This is a genomic window from Pseudomonas sp. CCC3.1 (assembly GCF_034347405.1).
Taxonomy (GTDB): Bacteria; Pseudomonadota; Gammaproteobacteria; order Pseudomonadales; family Pseudomonadaceae; genus Aquipseudomonas.
The window spans coordinates 1,847,382-1,872,432 of the sequence record NZ_CP133778.1; the positions used below are offsets into that span (position 1 = coordinate 1,847,382).

The 25,051-nt window shown below is 59.1% G+C and carries 25 protein-coding genes; 22 read left to right on the forward strand and 3 right to left on the reverse strand.

What is annotated here, in order from left to right:
- Window positions 1-3 precede the first annotated feature (3 nt).
- The 18 genes from fliQ to RHM56_RS08430 all read left to right on the forward strand — a co-directional run bounded on the left by fliQ (window position 4) and on the right by RHM56_RS08430 (window position 17,823).
- Entirely contained in the window at window positions 4-273 is a 270-nt protein-coding gene (gene fliQ / locus RHM56_RS08345; RefSeq protein ID WP_019409960.1) for a flagellar biosynthesis protein FliQ, read from the forward strand.
- On the forward strand, window positions 274-1,056 hold the full coding sequence (gene fliR / locus RHM56_RS08350; protein WP_019409961.1) for a flagellar biosynthetic protein FliR: 783 nt from the start codon (window positions 274-276) through the stop codon (window positions 1,054-1,056). It abuts the gene before it with no gap.
- A 2-nt stretch (window positions 1,057-1,058) separates the two neighbouring features.
- Window positions 1,059-2,195, forward strand: coding sequence for a flagellar biosynthesis protein FlhB (flhB, locus tag RHM56_RS08355; RefSeq protein ID WP_322240376.1), 1,137 nt, complete (start codon window positions 1,059-1,061; stop codon window positions 2,193-2,195).
- A 147-nt stretch (window positions 2,196-2,342) separates the two neighbouring features.
- Window positions 2,343-2,912 (forward strand): hypothetical protein, encoded by a 570-nt coding sequence (locus tag RHM56_RS08360; RefSeq protein WP_322240379.1) that lies wholly within the window; start codon window positions 2,343-2,345, stop codon window positions 2,910-2,912.
- A 646-nt stretch (window positions 2,913-3,558) separates the two neighbouring features.
- Window positions 3,559-5,688, forward strand: coding sequence for a flagellar biosynthesis protein FlhA (gene flhA / locus RHM56_RS08365; RefSeq protein WP_322241731.1), 2,130 nt, complete (start codon window positions 3,559-3,561; stop codon window positions 5,686-5,688).
- An 11-nt stretch (window positions 5,689-5,699) separates the two neighbouring features.
- Window positions 5,700-7,013, forward strand: a complete 1,314-nt coding sequence (gene flhF, locus RHM56_RS08370) for a flagellar biosynthesis protein FlhF (RefSeq protein WP_322240381.1) — start codon at window positions 5,700-5,702, stop codon at window positions 7,011-7,013.
- Window positions 7,014-7,129: 116 nt separating this feature from the next.
- Complete coding sequence (gene fleN, locus RHM56_RS08375) at window positions 7,130-7,960, forward strand: flagellar synthesis regulator FleN (protein ID WP_019411573.1); 831 nt, start codon at window positions 7,130-7,132, stop codon at window positions 7,958-7,960.
- A complete protein-coding gene (gene fliA, locus RHM56_RS08380; RefSeq protein ID WP_019411572.1) occupies window positions 7,960-8,700 on the forward strand; it encodes an RNA polymerase sigma factor FliA in 741 nt (246 codons plus the stop codon). Before fleN ends, fliA begins: the two co-directional genes overlap by 1 nt.
- Window positions 8,701-8,871: 171 nt before the next feature.
- A complete protein-coding gene (locus tag RHM56_RS08385; protein WP_162939305.1) occupies window positions 8,872-9,243 on the forward strand; it encodes a chemotaxis response regulator CheY in 372 nt (123 codons plus the stop codon).
- A 20-nt stretch (window positions 9,244-9,263) separates the two neighbouring features.
- Window positions 9,264-10,052 (forward strand): protein phosphatase CheZ, encoded by a 789-nt coding sequence (locus RHM56_RS08390; RefSeq protein WP_322240386.1) that lies wholly within the window; start codon window positions 9,264-9,266, stop codon window positions 10,050-10,052.
- Window positions 10,053-10,117: 65 nt separating this feature from the next.
- Window positions 10,118-12,343 carry a chemotaxis protein CheA gene (locus RHM56_RS08395; RefSeq protein WP_322240389.1) on the forward strand — a complete coding sequence of 742 codons (2,226 nt, stop codon included), beginning with the start codon at window positions 10,118-10,120 and terminating at the stop codon, window positions 12,341-12,343.
- Between the two features lie 49 nt (window positions 12,344-12,392).
- Window positions 12,393-13,535, forward strand: coding sequence for a chemotaxis response regulator protein-glutamate methylesterase (locus tag RHM56_RS08400; protein WP_322240392.1), 1,143 nt, complete (start codon window positions 12,393-12,395; stop codon window positions 13,533-13,535).
- A complete protein-coding gene (locus tag RHM56_RS08405; RefSeq protein WP_322240394.1) occupies window positions 13,535-14,275 on the forward strand; it encodes a flagellar motor protein in 741 nt (246 codons plus the stop codon). Before RHM56_RS08400 ends, RHM56_RS08405 begins: the two co-directional genes overlap by 1 nt.
- Before the next feature lie 2 nt (window positions 14,276-14,277).
- Window positions 14,278-15,168, forward strand: a complete 891-nt coding sequence (gene motD, locus RHM56_RS08410) for a flagellar motor protein MotD (protein ID WP_322240396.1) — start codon at window positions 14,278-14,280, stop codon at window positions 15,166-15,168.
- 49 nt (window positions 15,169-15,217) lie between these two features.
- Window positions 15,218-16,006, forward strand: a complete 789-nt coding sequence (locus tag RHM56_RS08415) for a ParA family protein (RefSeq protein ID WP_322240399.1) — start codon at window positions 15,218-15,220, stop codon at window positions 16,004-16,006.
- A gap of 84 nt (window positions 16,007-16,090) precedes the next feature.
- Window positions 16,091-16,885: a CheW domain-containing protein gene (locus RHM56_RS08420; protein WP_322240402.1), complete on the forward strand. Its 795-nt coding sequence runs from the start codon at window positions 16,091-16,093 to the stop codon at window positions 16,883-16,885.
- A gap of 65 nt (window positions 16,886-16,950) precedes the next feature.
- Window positions 16,951-17,430: a chemotaxis protein CheW gene (locus RHM56_RS08425; protein ID WP_019411563.1), complete on the forward strand. Its 480-nt coding sequence runs from the start codon at window positions 16,951-16,953 to the stop codon at window positions 17,428-17,430.
- Window positions 17,431-17,823: a DUF2802 domain-containing protein gene (locus tag RHM56_RS08430; RefSeq protein WP_322240404.1), complete on the forward strand. Its 393-nt coding sequence runs from the start codon at window positions 17,431-17,433 to the stop codon at window positions 17,821-17,823.
- Between the two features lie 227 nt (window positions 17,824-18,050).
- Here RHM56_RS08430 and RHM56_RS08435 read toward each other — a convergent pair whose 3' ends face one another.
- On the reverse strand, window positions 18,051-18,971 hold the full coding sequence (locus RHM56_RS08435; RefSeq protein WP_322240406.1) for a LysR family transcriptional regulator: 921 nt from the start codon (window positions 18,969-18,971) through the stop codon (window positions 18,051-18,053).
- Between the two features lie 113 nt (window positions 18,972-19,084).
- On the opposite strand from RHM56_RS08435, the gene RHM56_RS08440 reads away from it, so the two are divergent.
- Entirely contained in the window at window positions 19,085-19,933 is an 849-nt protein-coding gene (locus RHM56_RS08440; RefSeq protein WP_322240408.1) for an NmrA family NAD(P)-binding protein, read from the forward strand.
- A gap of 368 nt (window positions 19,934-20,301) precedes the next feature.
- On the forward strand, window positions 20,302-21,594 hold the full coding sequence (locus RHM56_RS08445; protein WP_322240410.1) for an amidase: 1,293 nt from the start codon (window positions 20,302-20,304) through the stop codon (window positions 21,592-21,594).
- Between the two features lie 9 nt (window positions 21,595-21,603).
- On the opposite strand, the gene RHM56_RS08450 is transcribed toward RHM56_RS08445, so the two are convergent.
- Window positions 21,604-21,921, reverse strand: a complete 318-nt coding sequence (locus RHM56_RS08450) for an EscU/YscU/HrcU family type III secretion system export apparatus switch protein (protein ID WP_322240412.1) — start codon at window positions 21,919-21,921, stop codon at window positions 21,604-21,606.
- Window positions 21,918-23,501 (reverse strand): flagellar hook-length control protein FliK, encoded by a 1,584-nt coding sequence (locus RHM56_RS08455; RefSeq protein ID WP_322240415.1) that lies wholly within the window; start codon window positions 23,499-23,501, stop codon window positions 21,918-21,920. The genes RHM56_RS08450 and RHM56_RS08455 overlap by 4 nt, the downstream gene beginning before the upstream one ends.
- A gap of 192 nt (window positions 23,502-23,693) precedes the next feature.
- Here RHM56_RS08455 and ccmA point away from each other — a divergent pair, with 192 nt between their 5' ends.
- Window positions 23,694-24,329 carry a cytochrome c biogenesis heme-transporting ATPase CcmA gene (gene ccmA / locus RHM56_RS08460; protein WP_322241733.1) on the forward strand — a complete coding sequence of 212 codons (636 nt, stop codon included), beginning with the start codon at window positions 23,694-23,696 and terminating at the stop codon, window positions 24,327-24,329.
- Window positions 24,326-24,994, forward strand: coding sequence for a heme exporter protein CcmB (ccmB, locus tag RHM56_RS08465; RefSeq protein WP_322240418.1), 669 nt, complete (start codon window positions 24,326-24,328; stop codon window positions 24,992-24,994). The genes ccmA and ccmB overlap by 4 nt, the downstream gene beginning before the upstream one ends.
- Window positions 24,995-25,051: the final 57 nt, after the last annotated feature.

The following is a 25,051-nucleotide window of genomic DNA, read 5'->3' on the forward strand; positions in this document are numbered from 1 at the left end:
ACCATGACCCCAGAAGTCGCGGTTGACCTGTTTCGCAGTGCGTTGTGGCTGACCACGATGATGGTTGCGGTGCTGGTGATCCCCAGTTTGCTGGTGGGGTTGCTGGTGGCGATGTTTCAGGCGGCCACCCAAATCAACGAACAGACCCTGAGCTTTTTGCCGCGTTTGCTGGTGATGCTGATCACCTTGATCGTGGCCGGACCCTGGTTGGTGCAAACCTTTATGGAATACATCCTGCAGTTGTACGGCAGCATTCCGCAGTTGATCGGCTAAATGTCGCTGCTGGCCCTGACGGACGCGCAGATCAGTACCTGGGTCGCCAGCTTTATGCTGCCGCTGTTCCGGGTAGGCGCACTGCTGACCACCATGCCGATCATCGGCACGACCCTGGTGCCCAAGCGCATCAAGCTGTTTCTGTCGTTGGCGATCACCCTAGCGATCCTGCCCAGCCTGCCGCCGCTGCCCACAGTCAACCCGCTGGACCTCAGCGGGCTGATGCTGATTGCCGAACAAATCATCATCGGTGCGTTGCTTGGGTTCTCATTGCAGCTGTTTTTCCAGGCGTTCGTGGTGGCCGGGCAAATCGTCGCGATCCAGATGGGCATGGGCTTCGCGTCCATGGTCGACCCGGCCAACGGCGTCAACGTGGCCGTGATCGGGCAGTTCTTCACCATGCTGGTGAGCCTGCTGTTCTTGTCCATGAACGGGCATCTGGTGGTGTTTGAAGTGCTCACCGAAAGCTTCACCACCTTGCCGGTCGGTGGCGGGCTGCTGACCAACCACTATTGGGAAATCGCCAACAAACTGGGCTGGGTGCTGGGGGCCGCATTGCTGCTGGTATTGCCTGCCATCACCGCTTTGCTGGTGGTCAACATCGCCTTTGGCGTCATGACCCGCGCCGCGCCGCAACTGAATATCTTCGCCATTGGTTTTCCGCTGACCTTGGTGCTGGGCATGGTGATCTTGTGGATCGGCATGGCCGACATCCTCAATCAGTATCAACCGCTGGCCTCCGAGGCTTTGCAGTTTTTACGTGAACTGGCACAGGCGAAATAGCCATGGCAGAAAGTGAGAGCGGTGCCGATAAAACAGAAGACCCCACGGAGAAACGAAAAAAAGACTCCAGGGAAAAGGGCGAAATCGCACGCTCTAAAGAACTCAACACCTTGGCCATCATGCTGGCGGGCTCAGCCGGACTCCTGATATTTGGCGGCGCTCTGGCCGAAGACATGATGGAGCTGATGCGCTACAACTTCAGCATCAGCCGCGAAACACTGCTTAACACCGACTCCATGGGCGCGTATCTACTGCACTCGGGCAAAGTCGCCCTGATCGCCGTACAGCCGGTGCTGATCACTTTGTTGATCGCTGCCATCGTGGGGCCCATCGCCCTTGGCGGCTGGTTGTTTGCCGCGGGCAGCCTGGCGCCCAAATTCAGCCGCATGAACCCGGCGGCGGGGATCAAGCGCATGTTCTCGGCCAAGGCCCTGGTTGAACTGCTCAAGGCGCTGGCCAAGTTTTTCATCATCCTGATCGTGGCGTTGCTGGTGTTGAAATCCGACATCGACGACCTGCTGCGCATCGCCCATGAGCCCCTGGAGCTGGCGGTGATCCACAGCCTGCAAGTGGTCGGCTGGAGCGCTTTATGGATGGCCTGCGGCTTGATCCTGATCGCCGCCGTCGACGTGCCCGTGCAGCTCTGGGAAAGCCACAAAAAACTGCTGATGACCAAGCAGGAAATCCGCGACGAACACAAAGACCAGGAAGGTCGACCTGAGGTTAAACAGCGTATTCGTCAGGTGCAGCGCGAAATGTCCCAGCGCCGCATGATGAGCGCCATCCCGGACGCAGACGTCATCATCACCAACCCGACGCATTACGCCGTGGCCCTCAAATACGACCCGGAGAAGGGCGGGGCGCCGATGTTGCTGGCCAAAGGCAGCGACTTTCTGGCGCTGAAGATTCGAGAAATCGGCGCCAAGCACAACATCCTGCTGTTGGAGTCCCCGGCGCTGGCGCGCTCGATCTACCACTCCACCGAGCTTGAACAGGAAATCCCGGCGGGCTTGTACCTGGCCGTGGCGCAGGTATTGGCGTACGTGTATCAGATTCGTCAGCACCAGGCGGGGAAGGGCAAACGGCCTGATCCGCTGAAAGATGTACCGATTCCGCCGGATTTACGGCGCGATGAATAGTGAGGGCCGCGGCCGGACGCATCGACCTGATAAGCGGTAGCTATTGGGTCGTGGACTGTTATTTCTGACAGTAGAGGCTTTTCGTAAACCTGCTTAACTGATGACAGCGAGTGTCATTTTGGTGTGTGCAGGCAACGGAGATGCGCGATGTCTATCGAGTTAACCCTTATTCCCGACGGTTCGGTCAGAACCTGTGCGTTGAGCGATACGCGAGACAGCGCCCATGTTGACCTTGAGGGGTTATTCCCGAAGTTTCCTGCGCTTGACGGTACGTTTGCGATCTTTTGGCTGGATCAGTTGAAGGGCCGCCACATCGTGGGGTTCAGCACTGAGGGCTCAAATTTGCTGGCGGTGATTTCGCTGCCCACAGTGCCGCACAGCTGTGGTCGCGAGCAGTATTACGGGGCAATCATGGAACGCTGCTACAAAGAGCGTGATTCCATTCTGTCGTTTTTGCGCAAATCGTTGAGTTTTGAGGGCATCAATGGGCGCTGCGTGCGCAGTTTCATCCTTTACAAACTGGTGCGCCAGTTGCAGTTGGACAGCGTGCCGGTGTGGGAAGACAATCCCCATACACGTGATCAGCGTTGTGGTGAAATTTTGATAGGTGGGCGCGGGTCAGAACGCTACGAGCCCAATCGCAAGATAGACGTAGTGTTTGGGTCCAGCAGCAGCGCGTGCCTGGTGATTGATTTGGGTGAATGGCGCTGGAATTAGCGTGCAGGCCAGCCAGCCGTGACCCCGGTTTTGATCTGGCATGTGATCTGGTTTTTGATCTGGTTTTTGATCTGGTTTTTTGATCTTGATCTACCCGCCCCTTCGGGAGGCCGAGTGTAGGTTTCGCGTAGTGGGTTGACCGGCATGGATGCCGGGAGAGCTGCGCTGGGCCATGGAAGGCCCGTCGCAGCGTGCCCACGGAGCGGGACCGGAGCGAGGGAACCTGAGCGCAGCGATGGCCGTACGTGGGGGCAAGGACCTTTTGCTTACTTTTGGGGCTGTTTGCCAAAAGTGAGCCGCCGTAAGGGCGGAACCCGTAAAAAGCCTTCATACATCCAACGGATATGTACGTAAACCATTAAAAAGCACTGCCGCTGGCGCGCCAGATCGCAGCCTTCGGCAGCGGCTACACGTCGTTGTTAAAAGTGCCATTGAGTACATAAATGTAGCTGCGCGATGGCTGCGTAGCCGTCGCAAGCAGACTGTCGCCGTCCTTCAATTAAATCGGGTTCTCAGGATTTACCATCGTTCGGCAACGGCTAAGCGGTTCGTGTATGGCCACTTGCCAAAGTTGGAAGGCTTCTTGCAGTGGCAGGCCTCACGGCGCATCTGGCGTCAAAAGTTTGCTAAAGGTTTAGGCATGTCATTGGATCGCTCTCAGTTAATCAACACCGCACGCAACGGTCTGGCCGGTTTGGGTCAGGGGCAGTTAGGCGTGCCGCTGTTGCTGCTGGTGATGCTGGCAATGATGATGCTGCCCATCCCGGCATTCCTGCTGGATGTGTTTTTTACCTTCAACATTGCGCTGTCGATCGTGGTGTTGCTGGTGTGCGTCTACGCGCTGCGGCCCCTTGATTTCGCGGTGTTCCCGACCATCTTGCTGGTCGCGACGCTCATGCGCCTGGCGCTCAACGTGGCTTCAACCCGAGTGGTGATGCTCCACGGTCAAGAGGGCCACGCCGCTGCCGGTAAGGTGATTCAGGCATTCGGTGAGGTGGTGATCGGCGGCAACTACGTGGTCGGTATCGTGGTGTTCGCGATTTTGATGATCATCAACTTTGTGGTGGTGACCAAAGGTGCCGGGCGTATTTCCGAGGTCAGCGCGCGTTTCACCCTTGACGCCATGCCCGGCAAGCAAATGGCAATCGACGCTGACCTTAACGCCGGCTTGATCGATCAAAACCAGGCCAAGCTGCGCCGCCAGGAAGTCGCCCAAGAGGCTGAGTTCTACGGCTCTATGGACGGTGCCAGCAAGTTCGTGCGCGGTGACGCTATCGCCGGTCTGTTGATTCTGTTTATCAACCTGATCGGCGGCATGGCGGTGGGTATTTTCCAGCACGGCATGAGTTTCAGCGAAGCCGGTAAGGTGTACGCCTTGCTGACCATCGGTGACGGTCTGGTGGCGCAATTGCCGTCGCTGCTGTTGTCGACTGCCGCCGCGATCATGGTGACCCGTGCTTCGGGCTCCGAAGACATGGGCAAGCAGATCAATCGTCAGATGTTCGCCTCGCCCAAGGCGCTGGCGGTATCGGCTGGCTTGATGGCCGTGATGGGCATTGTGCCGGGCATGCCGCACTTCTCGTTTCTCAGCCTGGCCGCTGTTGCCGGTGGTGCTGCTTACCTGATGTGGAAAAAACAGAACGTGGTCAAGGTGCAGGCCCTGCAAGAGGTGCAGCGCCAGCAAGAGCTGCTGCCTTCGCCAGCCCGCGCTCAGGAAACCAAAGAGCTGGGTTGGGATGACGTCACGCCCATCGACATGATCGGGCTGGAAGTGGGCTATCGCCTGATCCCGCTGGTGGACCGCAATCAGGGTGGGCAGTTGCTGGCGCGGATTAAGGGTGTGCGTAAAAAGCTGTCCCAGGACTTGGGCTTTCTGATGCCGACCGTGCACATCCGCGACAACCTCGATTTGGCGCCCAGCGCTTACCGCCTGACCCTGATGGGGGTGATTCTGGCCGAGGCCGAGATTTACCCGGACCGCGAGCTGGCGATTAACCCCGGGCAGGTGTTCGGCACCCTTAACGGGATTACCGCCAAAGACCCGGCCTTTGGCCTGGAAGCGGTGTGGATCGAAGTCAGCCAGCGCAGTCAGGCGCAATCGCTGGGCTACACAGTGGTCGATGCCAGTACGGTCGTGGCGACGCACCTGAATCAGATTCTGTACAAGCACTCCCATGAGTTGATTGGCCATGAAGAAGTCCAGCAATTGATGCAGTTGCTGGCCAAGTCTTCACCTAAATTGGCCGAAGAGTTGGTGCCCGGCGTCTTGAGCCTGTCGCAGTTGCTCAAGGTCTTGCAGGCGCTGCTGGCCGAACAGGTGCCGGTACGCGATATACGCAGCATTGCCGAGGCGGTCGCGAACAATGCCCATAAGAGTCAAGATACTGCCGCTTTGGTTGCCGCTGTGCGGGTCGGCTTGTCCCGCGCCATCGTGCAAAGCATTGTCGGCGTTGAGTCTGAGCTGCCTGTGATCACCTTGGAGCCCAGGTTGGAACAAATATTGCTCAATAGTTTGCAGAAGGCAGGTCAAGGTCAGGAAGACGGTGTTTTGCTGGAGCCCAGCATGGCTGAAAAGCTTCAGCGTTCGTTGATCGACGCGGCTCAGCGTCAGGAAATGCAAGGCAATCCAGTGATCCTGCTGGTGGCCGGCCCGGTACGCGCGATGCTTTCGCGGTTTGGCCGTTTGGCGGTGCCGAACCTGCACGTGCTGGCGTACCAGGAAATTCCTGACAACAAGCAAGTGACGATCGTTGCGACAGTTGGCCCTAACGGCTGAGGGTTTGATTTATGCAAGTGAAGCGATTTTTCGCCGCCGACATGCGTCAGGCCATGAAACTCATTCGTGACGAGTTGGGGGCTGATGCCGCCATTATTGGCAATCGCCGGATCGCTGGCGGGGTTGAGCTGACTGCGGCCCTGGACTACAAATTGTCCGCGCTGGCCCCCAGGGTGCCGAACGTTGAACTGGAAGAAGAGCTGCGCAAGACCCAATCGAAGATTGTGTCGGCCCAGGCTGAGTTGAGTTTGCGCGGCGAGGGCGATGCCGAGGCCAGCCGTCAGTTGTTCGCAGGCTTGCCGCTGACTGCCGCCGAACCGTTGATTGAGCCCACGCTGGTTGAGCCTCCGCGCCCGCTGGCCGCGCCTGCGCCGTCGATTGACCAGCGTGCTTTCGACAACATGCGCAATGAGCTCAATGGCCTGCGCGAGTTGCTCGAAGTGCAACTGGGCTCGCTGGCCTGGAACCAGCTGCAAGGCTCAAGGCCCGAACAGGCCAACTTGTGGCGCCGTTTGCAGCGCATCGGATTGTCCGGTCCGTTGTCACGCGATTTGTTGGCGCAAGTGGCCCAGATAGATGAGCCGCGTCAGGCCTGGCGGATGTTGCTGGCGTACCTGGCGCGCATGATTACAACCCCGGAGCTGGAGCCGCTGGAAGAGGGCGGTGTGATCGCGATGGTCGGTCCCGCAGGCATGGGCAAAACCACAACGCTGGCTAAGCTGGCGGCGCGCTATGTACTCAAGTACGGCGCGCAAAATATCGCATTGGTGAGCATGGACAGCTTTCGTATCGGCGCCCAGGAGCAGCTTAAAACCCTGGGGCGCATTCTGAATGTACCGGTGACCCACGTGGCCCCCGGCCAGTCGTTGGGCCAAACCCTTGAGCCGCTGGTGCGCAAGCGCGTGGTGCTGGTTGATACCGCAGGCCTGCAAGCCAGCGACCCGGCATTACGCCTGCAACTCGACAGCCTCGCGGGGCGCGGGATCAAGGCGCGCAACTACCTGGTGCTGGCCACGACCAGCCAGAAACAAGTGCTGGCGGCGGCTTATCTCAGTTACAAGCGCTGCGGGCTGGCGGGTTGCATTCTGACCAAGCTGGATGAAACGGCGAGTCTGGGCGAGGTGTTGAGCCTGGCAATCGGGCACGCGCTGCCGGTGGCGTATCTCACGGACGGTCCACGGATCCCCGACGATCTCCACTTGCCGCGTCGTCACCAATTGGTGAGCCGGGCCGTCAGCGTGCAAATGCAGGAAGAACCCAGCGAAGAAGCCATGGCCGATATGTTCGCTGATATCTACCACAGCCCGCCCAAACGGGTTGGCTGAGGCAGTGATGATTACGTTGCAATGTACCTACATTGATGGTCTGCACGGTGTTGTTCCTGGGGAACACGCAGCAGTCTCTGTAGCCGCGTCTAAGTAAGACAAGGTAAAAAAAGATCATGGGCAGCATGCATCCCGTACAGGTGATCGCAGTGACCGGCGGCAAGGGTGGCGTCGGTAAAACTAACGTGTCAGTCAATTTGTCCATCGCATTGGCCGAAATGGGTCGGCGCGTCATGTTGATGGACGCCGACCTCGGGTTGGCGAATGTCGATGTCCTGCTGGGACTGACCCCCAAATTTACCCTGGCCGATGTGGTCGAGGGGCGTTGTGAGCTGCGTGATGTCTTGCTCCAGGGCCCCGGCGGGATCCGCATCGTGCCAGCAGCTTCGGGCACCCAGAGCATGGTGCACCTGAGCCCCGCGCAACACGCCGGTCTGATTCAGGCCTTCAGCGATCTGAGCGATAACCTGGATGTGCTGGTCATCGACACCGCCGCCGGGATTGGCGAATCGGTGGTGAGTTTTGTGCGCGCCGCCCAGGAAGTGCTGCTCGTGGTGTGCGACGAGCCGACCTCGATCACCGATGCCTATGCCTTGATCAAGCTGCTCAACCGTGACTACGGCATGAACCGCTTCCGGGTTCTGGCGAACATGGCCCAGAGCCCTCAGGAAGGGCGCAACCTGTTCGCCAAACTGACCAAAGTGACTGACCGCTTCCTGGACGTGGCCCTGCAATACGTCGGCGCCGTGCCCTACGACGAATGTGTACGCAAGGCTGTGCAAAAGCAGCGTGCGGTGTACGAAGCCTTCCCGCGTTCCAAGTGTTCGCTGGCGTTCAAGGCCATTGCCCAGAAGGTGGACACCTGGCCGCTGCCGGCTAATCCGCGGGGTCATCTGGAATTTTTTGTCGAGCGCTTGGTACAGCAAGCGGGTGGGGGACGGGTCTAATGACTGCCAGCGGCTATCGCATGTACAGCAAGCCGTCGCGTGACAGCCAATATGAGCTGATTGAGCGCTACGCGCCGCTGGTCAAGCGCATTGCGTATCACCTGCTGGCGCGTTTGCCCGCCAGCGTGCAGGTCGACGACCTGATCCAGGCGGGCATGATCGGCCTGCTTGAAGTGTCGAGCAAATACGACGCCACCAAGGGCGCGAGTTTTGAGACCTACGCGGGTATCCGCATCCGTGGCGCCATGCTCGATGAAGTGCGCAAGGGTGACTGGGCGCCGCGTTCGGTGCACCGCAACACACGCATGGTCAGTGACGCCATTCGGGTAATTGAAGCTAAAACCGGGTGTGACGCTAAAGATCACGAAGTTGCGGCCGAACTTAAGTTAAGTCTTGATGATTATTACGCCATCTTGAACGACACCCTGGGCAGCCGCCTGTTCAGTTTCGACGACCTGTTGCAGGACGGCGAACACGAAGGGCTGCACGAGGATGGCGCCAGTGCTCATCTTGAGCCATCGCGAGACCTGGAGGATGAACGCTTTCAGGCCGCGCTGGCCGAAGCGATCAGCTTGTTGCCGGAGCGCGAACGGCTGGTGCTGGCGCTGTACTACGACGAAGAGCTCAACCTCAAGGAAATCGGTGAGGTGCTGGGGGTGAGCGAGTCGCGCGTCAGCCAGTTGCACAGCCAGTGCGCCGCACGATTGCGAGCGCGTCTGGGGCAGTGGCGAGCGCACTGATCACGTAGTTTCCCTGTAGGAGCGAGCTTGCCTCGCGATCTTTTGATCTTTAAAAGCAAAAGATCGCGAGGCAAGCTCGCTCCTACAGGTAATGAATGCCGAATTGATTGAATGGCGCCTTCAGAGATGAAGTGCGTTTAAGACTGCTTGGAGGTCGAATTGGACAAGAATATGAAAATCCTCATCGTTGATGACTTTTCAACGATGAGGCGGATCATTAAAAACCTGTTGCGTGACCTCGGGTTCACCAACACGGTCGAGGCGGATGACGGCACGACTGCGCTTCCGATCCTCAATCTGGGTCACATCGACTTTTTGGTGACGGACTGGAACATGCCTGGCATGACCGGTATCGAACTGCTGCGCCATGTGCGAGCGGACGAAAAACTCAAGCATTTGCCCGTGCTGATGGTGACTGCCGAAGCCAAGCGTGAGCAGATCATTGAAGCCGCCCAAGCCGGCGTGAACGGCTATGTGGTCAAGCCGTTCACCGCTATCGCACTCAAAGACAAGATCGAAAAGATCTTCGAACGCATCGGTTGAACGGTTCCCTGGGGGGCGCAATGGAGCAGAAAGATTCAACAACGGGCGAGTTTGAGTCGACCCTCAAAAAACATGCTCACGAACTGGTCGAAAGCCTCGAAAAGGGCCAGTTTGGCGACGCCGTGCAATTGATTCATGAGCTCAACCAGACCCGAGATCGCGGCCTGTACCGGGAAGTCGGCAAGCTGACGCGCGAATTACACAGCGCAATAGTCGATTTTCATATTGATCCGACCATGCCGCGCGCCGAAGAAGTGTCGCAGATCACGGATGCCACTGAACGTTTGGCTTATGTTGTAAAGCTGACCGAAGCCGCCGCCAATCGAACCATGGATCTGGTCGAGAACTGTACGCCGCTGGTCAATGGTCTGGGTCAGGAAGCCAAAGCCTTGAGTGCTGACTGGGGGCGCTTCATGCGCCGTGAAGTCGGTGCACAAGAGTTCCGTGAGCTGGCCCATCGGGTTGACAGTTTTTTGACGCGAAGCGAAGCCGAGCAGCAGATTGTCTCCAGTAATCTGACTGACATTCTGCTGGCCCAGGATTACCAGGACCTCACGGGTCAGGTGATCAAGCGCGTCACGCAGTTGGTCACGGACGTTGAGCGCAATTTGCTCAAACTGGTGCTGATGGCCAGTCAGGTAGATCGTTTCGCCGGGATCGAACATGACCGCGATGCGCTGCGTGCTGAAAATAATGCGCAAAAAAACCCGGCTAAGGGTGAAGGTCCGCAGATTCATGCCGATAAGCGTAGTGACGTCGTATCCGGCCAGGATGATGTTGACGATTTGTTGTCCAGTTTAGGTTTCTAGGTCTTGAGTAGGCGTGCGGGCGCAGTTGTCCGGCGCTGAAAGTCCCTACTTCAAGGAGCACGTACATGAGCTTCGGCGCCGATGAAGAAATCCTTCAGGATTTTCTGGTTGAAGCCGGCGAAATTTTAGAGTTGCTGTCCGAACAACTGGTCGAGCTGGAAAGCCGACCGGATGATGCCGACTTGCTCAATGCTATTTTTCGCGGATTTCACACTGTAAAAGGGGGCGCCGGTTTCCTTCAGCTCAATGAGCTGGTCGAGTGCTGCCACATTGCCGAAAACGTCTTCGACATCTTGCGCAAGGGTGAGCGCGGCGTCGACTCGGAGCTGATGGACGTGGTGCTTGAGGCGCTGGACGCGGTCAACGCAATGTTTGCGCAAGTGCGCGAGCGCAGCCCGATCACTGCGGCCACTCCGGCGCTGCTGGCGGCGCTGGCACGACTGGCCGAACCCGCTGCGACCCAGGCGCCAGCTGTACCGGAGCCGGTGGCAGCGGTAGCGGCGGCCACGCCAAGCAACGACATCGTCGACATCACCGACAACGAATTTGAGCTGCTGCTCGACTCGTTGAATGCCGTCAAGGCCGACGCCGCAGAAGGGGCTCAGGCCACTGACGTCGCCTCGCTCAATGACGAAATCAGCGATGCCGAGTTCGAGTCATTGCTCGACCAATTGCATGGCAAGGGGCAGTTCTCCCCGGATGCCGTTTCCCGTGCCACGCCGGGTGTTGCCCCGGCTGAGCCGGTGGCGGCCAGCAATGAAATCACTGACGACGAATTTGAAGCCTTGCTCGATCAGTTGCATGGCAAGGGCTCGTTCAGTGCCGATGCCCTCGACGCCGTTGCAACGGCGCCAGCAGAGGTGGCTGCCGGGCCGACTGAGCTGGCCCCGCAGACCCACCCGGATCACATCAGCGATCACGAATTTGAAGCGTTGCTCGACGAACTGCACGGCAAAGGCAAGTTCTCGGCCCAAAGCCCGGCTGTTGCGGCGGCGATAGCCTCGACGCCAGCGGCGGTTGCCGCGCCAGTCGCGAGTAAGCCCGACGCCAGCGCTGCAGCACCGCGTTCTGCGCCAGCCCGTGCAACGGCTCCTCCCGCGGAAAAACCGACCGCCTCCGAGGCCGAAACCACTGTGCGGGTCGATACCGCACGGCTCGACGAAATCATGAACATGGTGGGTGAGCTGGTGCTGGTGCGTAATCGTCTGGTGCGCCTGGGGCTCAACAGTCACGACGAAGCCATGGCCAAGGCACTGTCAAACCTGGATGTGGTCACCGCCGACTTGCAAACCTCGGTGATGAAGACCCGGATGCAGCCGATCAAAAAAGTCTTCGGTCGCTTCCCGCGTCTGGTTCGCGATTTGGCGCGCCAACTGAAAAAAGAAATCAGCCTGGAACTGGTGGGCGAAGAAACCGACCTCGACAAAAACCTGGTCGAGGCGCTGGCCGATCCGTTGGTGCACTTGGTGCGTAACGCGGTCGACCATGGCTGCGAAACCCCGGAAGAACGTGAAGCCGCTGGCAAGCAGCGTTGCGGGCGAGTGATTCTGTCGGCCGAGCAGGAAGGCGACCATATTCTGCTGTCGATCTCGGATGACGGCAAAGGCATGGACGCCAATGTGCTGCGCGCCATTGCTGTCAAAAAAGGCTTGATGGACAAAGACGCCGCCGACCGCCTGAGCGAGAACGACTGCTACAACCTGATTTTTGCGCCTGGTTTCTCGACCAAAACCGAGATTTCCGACGTGTCTGGCCGTGGCGTGGGCATGGACGTGGTGAAAACCAAAATCGCCCAGCTCAACGGTTCGCTGGCCATTGAGTCGACCCTGGGCAAGGGCTCGAAGATTGTGATCAAGGTGCCGCTGACCCTGGCGATCATGCCGACGCTGATGGTGATGCTGGGCAATCAGGCGTTTGCTTTTCCGCTGGTCAACGTCAACGAAATCTTTCACCTGGACTTGTCGCGTACCAACGTGGTCGATGGCCAGGAAGTGGTGATCGTGCGCGATAAAGCGCTGCCGTTGTTCTACCTCAAGCGTTGGCTGGTGGCTTCGGCGGTACATGAAGAACAGCGCGAAGGGCATGTGGTGATTCTGTCGGTGGGCACCCAGCGCATCGGCTTTGTGGTTGATCAACTGGTTGGCCAGGAAGAAGTGGTCATCAAACCGTTGGGCAAAATGCTTCAGGGCACGCCTGGCATGTCAGGCGCCACCATTACCGGTGACGGTCGTATTGCCTTGATCCTGGATGTGCCGAGCATGCTCAAGCACTACGCCTCTCGGCGTATTTGATTCTGGTTGCGCGGGGCGCTGGTGCCCCAAGCCGCCTAACGGAGTGTTTATGGTAGTCAAGGTCCTGGTGGTGGACGATTCTGGTTTTTTCCGCCGCCGTGTCTCGGAAATTCTGTCCGCTGACCCGACGATTCAGGTGATCGGCACCGCCACCAATGGCAAGGAAGCCATTGATCAGGCGCTGCTGCTCAAGCCTGACGTCATCACCATGGACTACGAAATGCCGTTGATGGACGGCATCACCGCTGTGCGCCACATCATGCAGCGCTGTCCGACGCCGGTGTTGATGTTTTCTTCGCTGACCCACGAAGGCGCCCGGGTAACACTCGATGCGCTGGACGCTGGGGCCGTGGACTTCCTGCCGAAAAACTTCGAAGACATCTCGCGCAACCCCGACAAAGTCAAACAAATGCTGTGCGAAAAAGTACACAGCATTTCGCGCAGCAATCGTCGCGTGCCCAGCTACAACGCGCCGACGCCAGTGCCTGTTCCAGCACCTGCGCCGGTCAGTCGTCCGGCGCTCGGTGGTTTTGCGGCGCCAGCTCCCGCGCCAGCGCCTGTGCGGATCCCACCGATTGCCAGCCGCGCGGCACCGGCGCCAGTCGCCCATTCACCCGCGCCTAAACGAAAGCCCTACAAGCTGCTGGCCATTGGCACCTCGACGGGCGGCCCGGTGGCGTTGCAGCGGGTACTGACCCAATTGCCGGGTAACTTTCCGGCGCCTATCGTGCTGGTGCAGCACATGCCAGCGGCGTTCACCAAAGCGTTTGCCGAGCGTCTGGACAAACTGTGCCGCATCAGCGTCAAAGAGGCTGAAGACGGTGACACCTTGCGTCCAGGTCTGGCGTTGCTGGCCCCTGGCGGCAAGCAAATGATGATCGACGGCCGAGGCACGGTCAGGATCCTGCCAGGCGATGAGCGTTTGAACTACAAGCCGTGTGTCGATATCACCTTCGGCTCTGCGGCCAAGTCTTATGGTGACAAAGTTTTGGCGGTGGTTTTGACGGGCATGGGCGCGGACGGCCGCGAGGGCGCGCGTCTGCTCAAACAGGGCGGCAGTCAGGTGTGGGCGCAAGATGAAGCGAGCTGTGTGATTTACGGCATGCCGATGGCCATTGTTAAAGCCGGTCTGGCGGACGCGGTATACAGCCTCGACGACATGGGTCGGCATCTGATCGAGGCCTGCCATTAATGGACGTCCTCAGCCTGATCGGAATCATCATGGCCTTTGTCGCGATTATTGGCGGCAACTATCTGGAAGGCGGGCATTTTGGCGCCCTGGCTAACGGTCCGGCAGCGCTGATCGTACTCGGCGGGACTATCGGCGCGGCTTTGTTGCAGTCCCCCATGAGCGCCTTCAAGCGGGCCATACAGACCGTGGGCTGGATTCTGTTTCCGCCGCATATCGACATGGCTGGCGGCGTCGACCGGGTCGTCAACTGGAGCCTCACGGCGCGCAAGGAAGGCTTGCTCGGGCTTGAAGGCGTGGCCGACGCCGAGCCCGACAGTTATGCGCGCAAAGGCTTGCAGTTGCTGGTCGACGGGGTTGAGCCCGAGGCCATTCGCAGCGTGCTGGAGGTCGATTACATGACCCAGGAAAGCCGCGACATCGAAGCGGCCAAAGTCTTTGAATGCATGGGCGGCTATGCGCCCACCATCGGCATCATTGGTGCCGTCATGGGCTTGATTCATGTGATGGGCAACCTGGCAGACCCGACCCAGTTGGGCAGCGGGATTGCCGTGGCCTTTGTCGCAACCATTTACGGGGTGGCCAGTGCCAACCTGGTGTTGCTGCCGGTTGCCAGCAAGCTCAAGGGCATTGCCACGCGGCAATCGCTGTACCGCGAAATGCTGCTCGAAGGCATCCTCTCCATTGCCGAAGGCGAGAACCCGCGGGCCATCGAACTCAAGCTTCAAGGGTTTACGGGATAACCATGAGCCGTCGTCGTCGCGCTGTCGAAGAGCACGTCAATCACGAACGCTGGCTGGTGTCCTACGCGGACTTCATCACCTTGCTGTTTGCTTTTTTTGTGGTCATGTACTCGATTTCGTCGATCAATGAAGGCAAATACAAGGTGGTTTCCCAGGCGCTGGTCGGGGTGTTCAACGACAGCGAGCGCAGCATCAAGCCCATTCCGATAGGCGAAGAACGGCCGCTGACCAGCAAGCCTGCCGAGCCGCTGATCAAAGACAGTGAACAGACGGATGCCGGCCTGGGACAGATTCCGGATGACCCGCTTAAAGCCATTGCCAATGACATTACCCAAAGCTTTGGCGATTTGATTGCCTCCCACCAGATGACCGTGAGCGGCAACGAGTTGTGGGTCGAGATCGAACTCAATTCCAGCCTGCTGTTCGGCAGTGGCGATGCGATGCCCAGCGATCTGGCGTTCAGCATCATCGACAAGGTGGCGGCGATCCTGAAGCCTTTTGACAACCCGATTCATGTCGAAGGGTTTACGGATAATTTGCCGATCCGCACGGTGCAATATCCCACCAACTGGGAGCTGTCCTCGGCGCGTTCGGCCAGCATTGTGCGCATGATGGCGATGCAAGGTGTGAACCCTGCACGCATGGCGTCGGTGGGGTACGGCGAGTTTCAGCCGGTGGCCAATAACGCCACGCCCGAGGGGCGTGCGCTTAACCGTCGAGTGGTGCTGGTGGTGTCCCGCAATCTGGAAGTACGCCGCAGTCTGACGGGCAGCGGTACCGCCAAGGCAACACCGGATGCGGCCCTGAAGCGGGCTGGCACACAAACTGCACCGCCGCATACAACGCCGCTGGTTCGTGGGAATGGTGTCAATTCCCCGTCACCGTCCCTATAAGTGCATGTCAATTCTCGGCCGGCACAGTACAGCCGGGAGGAACAACTGAATGAGAGTCTGGGCAGTAGCTAATCAAAAAGGTGGAGTCGGCAAGACCACCACATCCATCGCACTGGCCGGTTTGCTGGCTGAGGCGGGCAAGCGCGTGGTCGTGGTCGATCTCGACCCGCACGGTTCCATGACCAGTTATTTCGGTTATGACCCGGACGCCCTTGAACACAGTAATTACGACCTGTTTTTGCACAAGGGCCAGGTACCGGAAGGCCTGACCGCGCAACTGCTGTTGCCCACCAGCAACGAGCAGATTGCCTTGTTGCCGGCCAGCACTGCGCTGGCCACCCTGGAGCGCCAATCGCCGGGGCAAAGCGGTTTGGGGCTGGTGATCGCCCGTGCCTTGGCCCAACTGTGGCAAGACTACGACTACGCGATCATCGACAGTCCGCCCTTGCTGGGTGTGCTGATGGTCAATGCATTGGCGGCCAGTCAGCAGTTGGTGATCCCGGTGCAAACCGAACACCTGGCGCTGATGGGGCTGGAGCGCATGGTCAATACCCTGGCGATGATCAACCGCTCGCGCCAGCAGGCGTTGCCGTTCTGCATCGTGCCGACCTTGTTCGATCGCCGTACCCAAGCCTCAATGAGCACCTTGCGGGTGTTGCGTGACTCGCACCCCGAAACGCTGTGGCAAGGCTTTATTCCGGTCGACACGCGTTTGCGTGATGCGAGCCGGGCAGGGCTGACACCTTCGCAGTTCGACACCAAAAGCCGTGGCACGATTGCGTACCGCGCCTTGCTCAAACATATGTTGACCCAGCAACTTTCACCGCAGGCGGTGTGAGATGGGCGGGCATCCAAGTACCTGTGTTGAGCGGCCGAGAACCCTGACTGGTTTTTGTCGCCTCAGCGTTGAGTGGGGCACTTTATGAAGCAACCGGTCGCGCTGTCCACGAGCCCGCAAGTGGCGTTGCAGTCTTACCTGGACACCTTGCTGTTTGATGCCACGGCAGAGGTACTGGATGAAGTCCCGCTGGCTGAGCCCGAGTCTGAAGCGCTGGAGGATTTCGCCGCTGCCGTGCTCGAAGAGCAGGTGCGTGATGCCCGCGCAGCTCCGGTAGAACTGGCGGTGCCACTGGCACTGTCAGCGGTGATCCCGACTGCCGAGTTATGGGTGCCGCCTCGGGTTGAAGCACATCATGCGAGCGCGTCGGGTACACGTTTGCCGGTTCGGGATGACGGGCGCCCTGCGTGGGCGAGCGAACCGTTCGAGTGCTTATTGTTCGACGTTGCCGGGCTGACACTGGCTGTGCCGCTGGTGTGCCTGGGCTCGATTTACTCGCTCGAAGGCCGTGAATTGACCCCGTTGTTTGGCCAGCCAGAATGGTTTTTGGGCATTCTGCCAAGCCAGAGCGGCAAGCTCAACGTACTCGACACGGCCCGTTGGGTGATGCCTGACCGCTACCGCGACGATTTTCGCGAAGGGCTGCAATACGTCATTTCGGTCCAGGGTTATGAGTGGGGGCTGGCAGTGCATCAGGTCAGCCGCTCGTTACGGCTGGACCCTAACCAGATCAAATGGCGCTCCCATCGCGGGCAACGTCCTTGGCTCGCGGGCACTGTGATCGAGCACATGTGTGCCTTGCTGGACGTCGCCGAATTGGCGGAATTGATCGCCAGTGGTGGCGCCAGACACATCGCAGCCCATCAAGCAGACACATAAGCGACCGGCCTTGAGCGCGGTCAGACAGCACACACCGTTATGGTTTTTAGTCAGGGGTTTGGGGAATGAAACAATCAGCCGCACAGGGTTCCGAAGATCCGATCCTGCAATGGGTCACCTTCAAGCTGGACAACGAGACCTACGGCATCAACGTGATGCAAGTGCAGGAAGTGCTGCGCTACACCGAAATTGCCCCGGTGCCGGGTGCGCCCGCCTATGTGCTGGGCATCATCAACCTGCGCGGCAACGTGGTAACGGTCATCGACACCCGTCAGCGTTTTGGCTTGAACCCTGCCGACATCAGCGATAATTCGCGCATCGTCATCATCGAAGCCGACAAGCAAGTGGTCGGAATTCTGGTCGACAGCGTGGCGGAAGTGGTTTACCTGCGTCAGTCTGAAATCGAAACGGCCCCCAACGTGGGCAACGACGAGTCGGCCAAGTTTATCCAGGGCGTCTGCAACAAGAACGGCGAACTGCTGATTCTGGTTGAGCTGGACAAAATGATGACCGAAGAAGAATGGTCGGACCTGGAGAACATCTGATTGATCCTTGAGGTGGCGGTAATCGTCCTGGGGCTGCTGTGGGCAGCCAGTCTGTATGCGTTCGTCACTTACGTGCGCAAACAGCGCGTGGCAGCGGCGCAGCAGGCCGTGGCCGATGCACAGCGCGATCGCCGCCTCAAAGAACTCAGCCGCCGCCTGGACACCTACCAGAACGGCAACGTGCAAATGGGCGAAGAACTGCACGAAATGCGCTCTGTCGTTGCGCCCCTGCCTGAAAAACTGACCCGCCTGGAACAGCGCGACCCGACCAGCCTGTCGTTTGATCAGGCCGCGCGGTTGGTGGGCATGGGGGCCAGCGTCGACGAACTGACCCAATCGTGTGGATTGACCCAGGCTGAGGCCGAGTTGATGAGCAAGATGCATAAGGGTTAATGCTTCATACGACTACCGGTGTAGGAAGCTGCCGCAGGCTGCGGTCTTTAGATCTTTTAAAAGATCGCGAGGCAAACCCTAATGCACGTCAGTTATTAAACGCAGCCAGAAACCTGTGGGAGCTTGGCTTGCCAGCGATGCAGGCGGTGCGGTTTCCCTGTTAAACCGCGCCGATACCCTCGCGGGCAAGCCCGCTCCCACAGGGTATATGTGTTAACTGACTGGCATTAAGGCAAGCTCGCTCTCTCACACAATTCCCCCACAAACGCCAAAAACGCTCGCACCTTGGCCGCCGGTAAATGGCGCGATGGATAGAAGGCGTACAGCGGAAATCGCTCATCTGGCCAGTCCGCAAACACGTCCACCAAGCGGCCGTCCTTGAGTGCTGGCGTCAGCCCCAAATCAAGCATCTGCGCCACCGCGTGACCGTGTTCGCAGGCGCTGTACAAGGTGCTGGCATCGTTGATGATCAGTCGACCGTCGGTCTGCACGATGATCTTTTCTGCGCCTCGATGAAACTCCCACGCAAAAGGCCGCCCGGTCTGCGTGTCGCGAAAATCGATGCATACGTGCTGGCCATCCTCCAGATCGCGAGGGGTCAGAGGGCGGCCATGGCGCTCGAAATAGGCCGGTGCCGCGACGGTTAACACCCTGACTTCCATCAGCTTGCGCGCAACCAGTGATGACGATTGCGGATAGCCGAAACGAATGGCCAGGTCAAAGCCGTCTGCTACCAGATCGCCCAGTTGATCCTTGGTGTGCAAGTCCAACTGCAATTGCGGGTGGCGGCTCATGAATTCGCCCAGCGCGGGGCCGAGCACCTGTCTTGAAAAATACGGGTCGATATTGACCCGCAAACGTCCGCGTACGGTCAGCGCGCTGTCTGCCGCCGAGTTGGCTGCGTCTTCGAGGCCAGCCAGCAACGGGGCGACTTCCTGGTAAAACCGCCGCCCTTCGTCGGTCAGTTGCACCGACCGTGTGGTGCGGTCGAACAGGCGAATGCCCAAGCGTTTCTCCAGTCGGGAGATGGCCCGGCTCACGCCTGAAGGCGTGATGTCCAGGCTGTCGGCCGCTTTGGCAAAGCTGCCACTGTCGACCACAGCACTCAACACGCCCATGCCGCTGGCCAATCCCGGATCGAAGCTCATTGATGATTCCTTGTCATGTGTGCATTGACACTGATGCTATCGAAGAACGAGGTTCTTGGGCTGGATAATTCAGCTCACACAACAGCCGTTGTTTGAGTTGAGGAGAAACGCATATGTACGCAGTTACAGGCATTACCGGGAAGGTGGGTGGCGCCGTTGCCCGGACTTTGCTCGGTGCCGGGCAGTCGGTGCGGGCAGTGGTTCGCAGCACCGAAAAGGGCCTGCCTTGGGCGCAACTGGGGTGTGAAGTGGCGCTGGCCGACGTCGACGACGCCCAAGCCATGGCGCAGGCTTTCACGGGTGTAGACGGGGTGTTCATCATGCTGCCATCCAACTTCGACCCGCTCCCGGGGTTTCCCGAGGCGCGCTTGATCGTCGAGAATATTCGTCAGGCGCTCGAATACGCCAAGCCGGGTAAGGTGGTCTGTCTGTCGACCATCGGTGTGCAGGCGACTCAACCTAATCTGCTTAACCAGTTGCAATTGCTTGAGCAGGCGGTGGGCACACTGGACACGCCCGTGGCGTTTTTGCGCCCCGGCTGGTTTATGGAAAACGCCTTGTGGGATGTTGCTCCAGCGATTGAGCACGGGGTGATTCCAAGCTTCTTGCAACCACTGGACAAGCCCGTGCCGATGATTGCCACGGCGGATGTTGGCCGGGTGGCTGCCGAACTTTTGCAGGATGTATGGCAAGGGCAGCGCGTGGTTGAACTTGAAGGCGTTCAGCGCGTGACGCCGAATCAGATTGCCGAGACGTTCGCCCGGTTGCTCGGCAAGCCCGTGAGCATGGAGACCGTGCCTCGTGAACGTTGGCAGGCGTTGTTTACGGCTCAGGGCATGCGCAACCCGTTGCCACGCATGCAAATGATCGATGGCTTTAACGAAGGCTGGATTGAGTTTGAGGGCACGCCGCGCAAAGGGCAGGTTGTGCTTGAAACCGTGCTGAGGACACTTTTGCCGTAGAAGCTGCCGCTCCGTTTTAGACGCTGTGTTGTCGCGCAGCAAACAGGCCACCGAGCATCTACGGATCCGCACTCGATCACTGCGATCAGGCTTCTCAGGTAGCGGTATCCATAAAAATTTGTTTCGCTCAGGTAAAAAATAACAGGCTATCTGTTTCGAGTTTGGCGCGGCATGATTTCCGTCCTGATCATGTGGCCGCATCCGACTGTGGCGCTTGATTTGAAATCGCTATTTCATTTCGCCTACCACGTTCACGATTTGGTCGCGGCATCGATCCGTCGGGCAATTCCATTGAGGTCAAAGGGTTTGTGGACTGGGCATTGGTGTATGCCGTTTAACAACAATAAAGCCAAGGGTTGGACACAAAGATGAGCCTTCTAGATACCGCCGATGCCACTTTGATTGCTGAGCAGGTGCGCACTGCGCGTATCAGTCCCCGCGAAGTGGCTGAGCATTTTTTGGCACAAACAAACGCCCGCGAAGCTGAAATCCAGGCATTTGTTTCACTGGACCCCGCCGCACTGAACAAGCAAGTGGTGGAGTTGAAAGGACCCGCACTCAAGGGTTTGCTGGCGGGTGTGCCGGTTGGCGTCAAGGACATCATTGATACCCACGACCATCCCACGTGTTTTTACTCCCCGCTTTATCAAGACAACCGGCCATCGCGCGATGCTCACGTGGTAGCTCTGCTGCGCCAGGCAGGCGCGGTGATCATGGGCAAGACCCACACCACCGAGTTTGCCTATATGCAGACCGGGCCGACGCGTAACCCACTTGACCTGAGTAGAACACCCGGCAGTTCCAGCGCGGGTTCTGCTGCGGGTATGGCGGCAGGTTTTTTTCCTGTGGCGTTGGGCACGCAGACTGCAGGTTCGCTGCTCAAGCCTGCGTCGTACTGCGGGTTGTATGCATTTAAACCGTCCTACGGGCTGGTCTCTCTGGAAGGGATCAAGCCGCTGGCGCCGAGTTTTGACACGTTGGGCTGGTATGGGCGTTCTGTGGGGGATCTGGCTTTAATCGCGCGGGTGTTGATTCCTGGGCTGACAACCACCCAGCCGGCGAGTGGGCGCAGAACGTTTGGATTTTGCCGCACGGCACGTTGGGGCGACATTGAACCGCCGGTGGCCGACGCACTGCTGGCGTCACTCGATGTATTAAGCGCGGCGGGGCACAGGGTGACGCAAGTCGTCCTGCCGGATGAGTTTGTCGGCGTGTTTGACGACCATCTGTTGATCAACGATTGCGAGGGGGCCCGCTCGCTGGCCAAAGAATGGCAATCGAGCCCCGAGTCACTCAGCCCGCAGGTAATGGCCATGATTGAGCGGGCTCAGCAGACCACGTGGGAGCAGGAAACGGCCGCTAAAGCCCGCTTGGCCGCACTGGCCCCGATACTTAAAGCACTGTTCGCCCCTTTTGACGCCATGCTCGGGGCTACATGCGGCATGGTCGCGCCCTTGGGGCTGGAGGCCACAGGGCCTTCTGATTTTTGCAAATTCTGGATGGCATTCGGCTTGCCGCAGATCAACATTCCTTTGCCCAGAGCGCCGGGAGAGCTACCCATAGGTTTGCAAGTGGTGGGTGATTATCGCAGCGACAGCCAACTGCTGGACGCGGCAATGCACGTGGACCATGCACTGAACGGCGCCTGCTTAATACGCTGATGGCAGGCGTTACAACGGCGTGATGTCGCGCTCCACTGGCTCGGCATCCGGGTCAAAGCCCACCGGAAACTTGCCTTTGAGCTGCCAGGCAAAGGCAATAATTTCGGCCAGTGTTCGGTACAGCTCCTGCGGGATGCTGTCGCCCAATTCCATGCGGGCCAGTAACCTGACCAGTTCGGCATTCTCATAAATAGGCACTTCGTATTCGCGGGCCAATTTAAGGATGGCTTCGGCCAGGGCGTCGTCGCCTTTGGCCGTCAAGGTGGGTGCCTGTTTTCCGTCGTATTTAAGGGCAATGGCCTGACGCGGTTCGGAAGGTGTGTTCATGCGGTGTCGTCGACCCAGCGCTGTTCAAGTTTGGCAGGGCCGCTGTGGGGCGGGGTGCCTTGGTGGCAGTCGAGGTCAGTGACGCTCAGGCCTGCCTCATTCAAACGTTCACGCAGCACGCCCAGTTGGCTGGCAATCAGTTCGGCCGTGAAGCTGCGTTGTGCCCACAATTGCCCGGACAGGCTGCCACGAATCAGTTGCGCCTGCACATGCAGCGGCCCCAAGGGCGCCAGGTCGAAAGCCAGTTCGACGCGCCACAGTTGATCCTTGGTTTCGCGGTGTTCGCGTTTGTCTTCCGGCCCTTGCTCGGGCGGTTCTTCACGTTGGAATTTGACCTGCAGCGGCACGATGTCGTGGGCGTTGCGCAGGGGGATTTCCAGCTGCCAGGTGGTCAGCAGATTGCCGTCTGCGGTGCGCCCGCTTTGCTCCAGACTCGCCAGTTGATGGCTTTGCAGGCGCGAAATGGCGGCGGCGGCGAGTTTGAGCAGGTTTTCCAGGCTATCTTCGCCTTCGCCTTCGCCTTCGCCATGTTGCAGCAGGCGCGGCGGCAGCGGAAAACCGCCCGGCTGTGGTTTGGCGCTGACCTGGCCAAGCACGCCCAACGCATTGCGCACAAAGGTCGGCAGCGCTTGCGCCTGGGTGCTGGCGGCGACACCGGGGTTGAAGCTGGAGTTGGCCGGGACCCCAGGGAGGATTTGCGCAATCAGCCGCAACAAGGTGGCTTTCATGTCTGGGGCCAACGCCTGCAACTGTCCACCGAGCAGCTTGGCTTCCAGAAATGCCCCACTGTTGAGTAGGGCGCTGCTTAAAGTGCTGGGGTTGCTCAGTTGTTGGGGGGTAGGCAAGCCGCCCAACAACTTGTCGATAGTGGCTCGCAACGCGTCGGGCATGCTGTCGCTGGGCGGGAGTTTTTGCAGGGCGCTCAACAACCCGTCGAGCGAGCCTTGGCGGGCTTGCTGGGTTGCCAGTTGCTGGGCAATGGCCAATTGGTCTTGGCGGCCGCTGAGCGGTACGAAGTTCAAGGTCTGGCTGCCTTGCACGTGCGCGGTCAGCAAACTGTCGACGCGCAAAGGTCGTGGGCTGTCGACGCTCAGGGTACTGCCGCTCAAGGCGCTGTTCAGCAGGGTCACCAGTGAGCGATAGATCGCGGGTTGCCCAGCCGCCTGCGGCAACGCTTGAGTGCTCAGTACCTTGCCTTGCAGCAGCGTCCCCGTCGGCAATTGTTGCGGATCAAGGCGGGAGAGGGTGGCGGCACTGCTGCTCAAGGCGTGTTGCAGGCTAATCGCGAGGTTGCCAGGCGACGGTTGCGTCACCGACAGTAGCGTGCCCAGAGGCAAGGGCTGGTTGCTGTTAACCTGCACGTGAGTCTGCTGGCCGCTGTCGAGGGTCAACTTGAGCAGCAGTTGAAACACGGCATCGCCTTGCTTGAGCGACACGACTTGCGCTTGAGCACTCTGGCCGGGTCCGATCAGGCCATCCAATGGTTGCAGCAGTTTGAGCACGTCACCGCTGACAGCGCTGGGGCGTACGTTGGTGGGCGCAGCTTGTGGGATGGGTGGAATACTCATATCGCTTTTCATCGTCACAACCTGTCGAAATTGCCCTCTTTAGAGTAGGACATGGCATGTATAATGCTGCCCCGTTGGTCAAGGGGCTTGAAAAACAACACAATTCTTTGATCCAGCTCTCTTATACAGGCCGTAAATGCATTTATGCTGCATCACTTTAACGGCCACGCCCGCGCCGACTTGAACCGTGAAGGCCTCAATTACGTGACCAGTCCTCTTCTAGAAGCCGTAGCGCTCGCCTGTGAGCGTGACTGGCGTTTGTTGTTCGAAAATCTCGAATTGCGACTGAGCCCCTGCGACATGCTACAGATCAGCGGCCCCAACGGCAGTGGCAAAACCAGCCTGCTGCGTTTGTTGGCGGGCCTGATGCAGCCGACAGCGGGCGAAATACGCCTGAATGGGCGCGCGCTGAGTGAGCAGCGCGCTGAGTTGGCCAATAACGTGCTGTGGATCGGTCATGCGGCCGGGATCAAGGACTTGCTCACCGCCGAAGAAAACCTCAGTTGGCTTTGTGCCCTGCATCGCCCCGCAAGCCGCGAAGCGATTTGGGATGCGCTGGCTGCTGTCGGTCTAAAGGGCTTTGAAGATGTGCCGTGTCACACCTTGTCGGCCGGGCAGCAACGGCGTGTGGCGCTGGCTCGTCTGCACCTGGACAGCCCGGCGCTGTGGATTCTCGACGAGCCGTTTACAGCACTGGATAAACAAGGCGTCGCGCAACTTGAAGAACATTTGGCCCGCCACTGCGAGTTGGGTGGCACTGTGGTGCTGACCACTCACCATACGTTGACCCGGGTGCCTGCCGGTTATCGCGATCTTGACCTGGGGCGCTGGGCCGTATGAGTGTGTTTGCATCATTGCTGGCGCGTGAAGCGCGTTTGTTGTGTCGGCGTCCGGCCGAATTGGCGAACCCGCTGGTGTTTTTCGCGATAGTGATCGCCATGTTTCCGCTGGCCGTGGGCCCCGAGACTCAATTGTTGCAAACCTTGTCGCCTGGCTTGCTCTGGGTGGCCGCGCTTTTATCGGTTCTGCTCTCGCTGGACGGGCTTTTTCGCAGTGATTTCGAAGACGGATCACTGGAACAGTGGGTCCTTTCGCCGCACCCTTTGCCACTACTGGTGTTGGCCAAGGTACTGGCACACTGGGCGTTTTCCGGGCTGGCTCTGGTGATTTTGTCGCCATTGCTGGCGCTGATGCTGGGATTGCCGGTGGCCTGTTTGCCGGTGTTGCTGATGTCGTTATTGCTCGGCACGCCGGTGCTGAGTTTGCTCGGTGCCGTGGGCGCCGCGCTGACGGTGGGGCTTAAACGCGGTGGCTTGCTGCTGGCGTTGCTGATTCTGCCCTTGTATATCCCGGTGCTGATTCTTGGCAGCGGCGCCTTGCAAGCGGCATTACAAGGCATGCCCGCAACCGGTTATCTGTTATGGCTGGCAAGCCTGACGGCCCTGGCAGTCACCCTGACACCTTTTGCTATAGCGGCCGGCCTGAAAATCAGCGTCGGCGAATGAATAATGAGGTCTGGCCCCACAAGGGCCAGTAAAGACCCGCGTTTTGATAACGACCTT

Excerpts from the sequence above, each read along its gene's own strand:
- fleN (WP_019411573.1), top strand. The coding sequence starts at position 7,130 with ATGGGCAGCATGCATCCCGTACAGGTGATCGCAGTGACCGGCGGCAAG.
- RHM56_RS08455 (WP_322240415.1), bottom strand. The coding sequence starts at position 23,501 with ATGAAAAGCGATATGAGTATTCCACCCATCCCACAAGCTGCGCCCACC.
- flhB (WP_322240376.1), top strand. The coding sequence starts at position 1,059 with ATGGCAGAAAGTGAGAGCGGTGCCGATAAAACAGAAGACCCCACGGAG.
- RHM56_RS08390 (WP_322240386.1), top strand. The coding sequence starts at position 9,264 with ATGGAGCAGAAAGATTCAACAACGGGCGAGTTTGAGTCGACCCTCAAA.
- motD (WP_322240396.1), top strand. The coding sequence starts at position 14,278 with ATGAGCCGTCGTCGTCGCGCTGTCGAAGAGCACGTCAATCACGAACGC.
- fliQ (WP_019409960.1), top strand. The coding sequence starts at position 4 with ATGACCCCAGAAGTCGCGGTTGACCTGTTTCGCAGTGCGTTGTGGCTG.
- fliA (WP_019411572.1), top strand. The coding sequence starts at position 7,960 with ATGACTGCCAGCGGCTATCGCATGTACAGCAAGCCGTCGCGTGACAGC.
- RHM56_RS08425 (WP_019411563.1), top strand. The coding sequence starts at position 16,951 with ATGAAACAATCAGCCGCACAGGGTTCCGAAGATCCGATCCTGCAATGG.
- fliR (WP_019409961.1), top strand. The coding sequence starts at position 274 with ATGTCGCTGCTGGCCCTGACGGACGCGCAGATCAGTACCTGGGTCGCC.
- RHM56_RS08415 (WP_322240399.1), top strand. The coding sequence starts at position 15,218 with ATGAGAGTCTGGGCAGTAGCTAATCAAAAAGGTGGAGTCGGCAAGACC.
- RHM56_RS08385 (WP_162939305.1), top strand. The coding sequence starts at position 8,872 with ATGAAAATCCTCATCGTTGATGACTTTTCAACGATGAGGCGGATCATT.
- RHM56_RS08445 (WP_322240410.1), top strand. The coding sequence starts at position 20,302 with ATGAGCCTTCTAGATACCGCCGATGCCACTTTGATTGCTGAGCAGGTG.
- RHM56_RS08405 (WP_322240394.1), top strand. The coding sequence starts at position 13,535 with ATGGACGTCCTCAGCCTGATCGGAATCATCATGGCCTTTGTCGCGATT.
- RHM56_RS08400 (WP_322240392.1), top strand. The coding sequence starts at position 12,393 with ATGGTAGTCAAGGTCCTGGTGGTGGACGATTCTGGTTTTTTCCGCCGC.
- RHM56_RS08360 (WP_322240379.1), top strand. The coding sequence starts at position 2,343 with ATGTCTATCGAGTTAACCCTTATTCCCGACGGTTCGGTCAGAACCTGT.
- ccmB (WP_322240418.1), top strand. The coding sequence starts at position 24,326 with ATGAGTGTGTTTGCATCATTGCTGGCGCGTGAAGCGCGTTTGTTGTGT.
- RHM56_RS08440 (WP_322240408.1), top strand. The coding sequence starts at position 19,085 with ATGTACGCAGTTACAGGCATTACCGGGAAGGTGGGTGGCGCCGTTGCC.
- RHM56_RS08435 (WP_322240406.1), bottom strand. The coding sequence starts at position 18,971 with ATGAGCTTCGATCCGGGATTGGCCAGCGGCATGGGCGTGTTGAGTGCT.
- flhF (WP_322240381.1), top strand. The coding sequence starts at position 5,700 with ATGCAAGTGAAGCGATTTTTCGCCGCCGACATGCGTCAGGCCATGAAA.
- RHM56_RS08420 (WP_322240402.1), top strand. The coding sequence starts at position 16,091 with ATGAAGCAACCGGTCGCGCTGTCCACGAGCCCGCAAGTGGCGTTGCAG.
- RHM56_RS08450 (WP_322240412.1), bottom strand. The coding sequence starts at position 21,921 with ATGAACACACCTTCCGAACCGCGTCAGGCCATTGCCCTTAAATACGAC.
- RHM56_RS08395 (WP_322240389.1), top strand. The coding sequence starts at position 10,118 with ATGAGCTTCGGCGCCGATGAAGAAATCCTTCAGGATTTTCTGGTTGAA.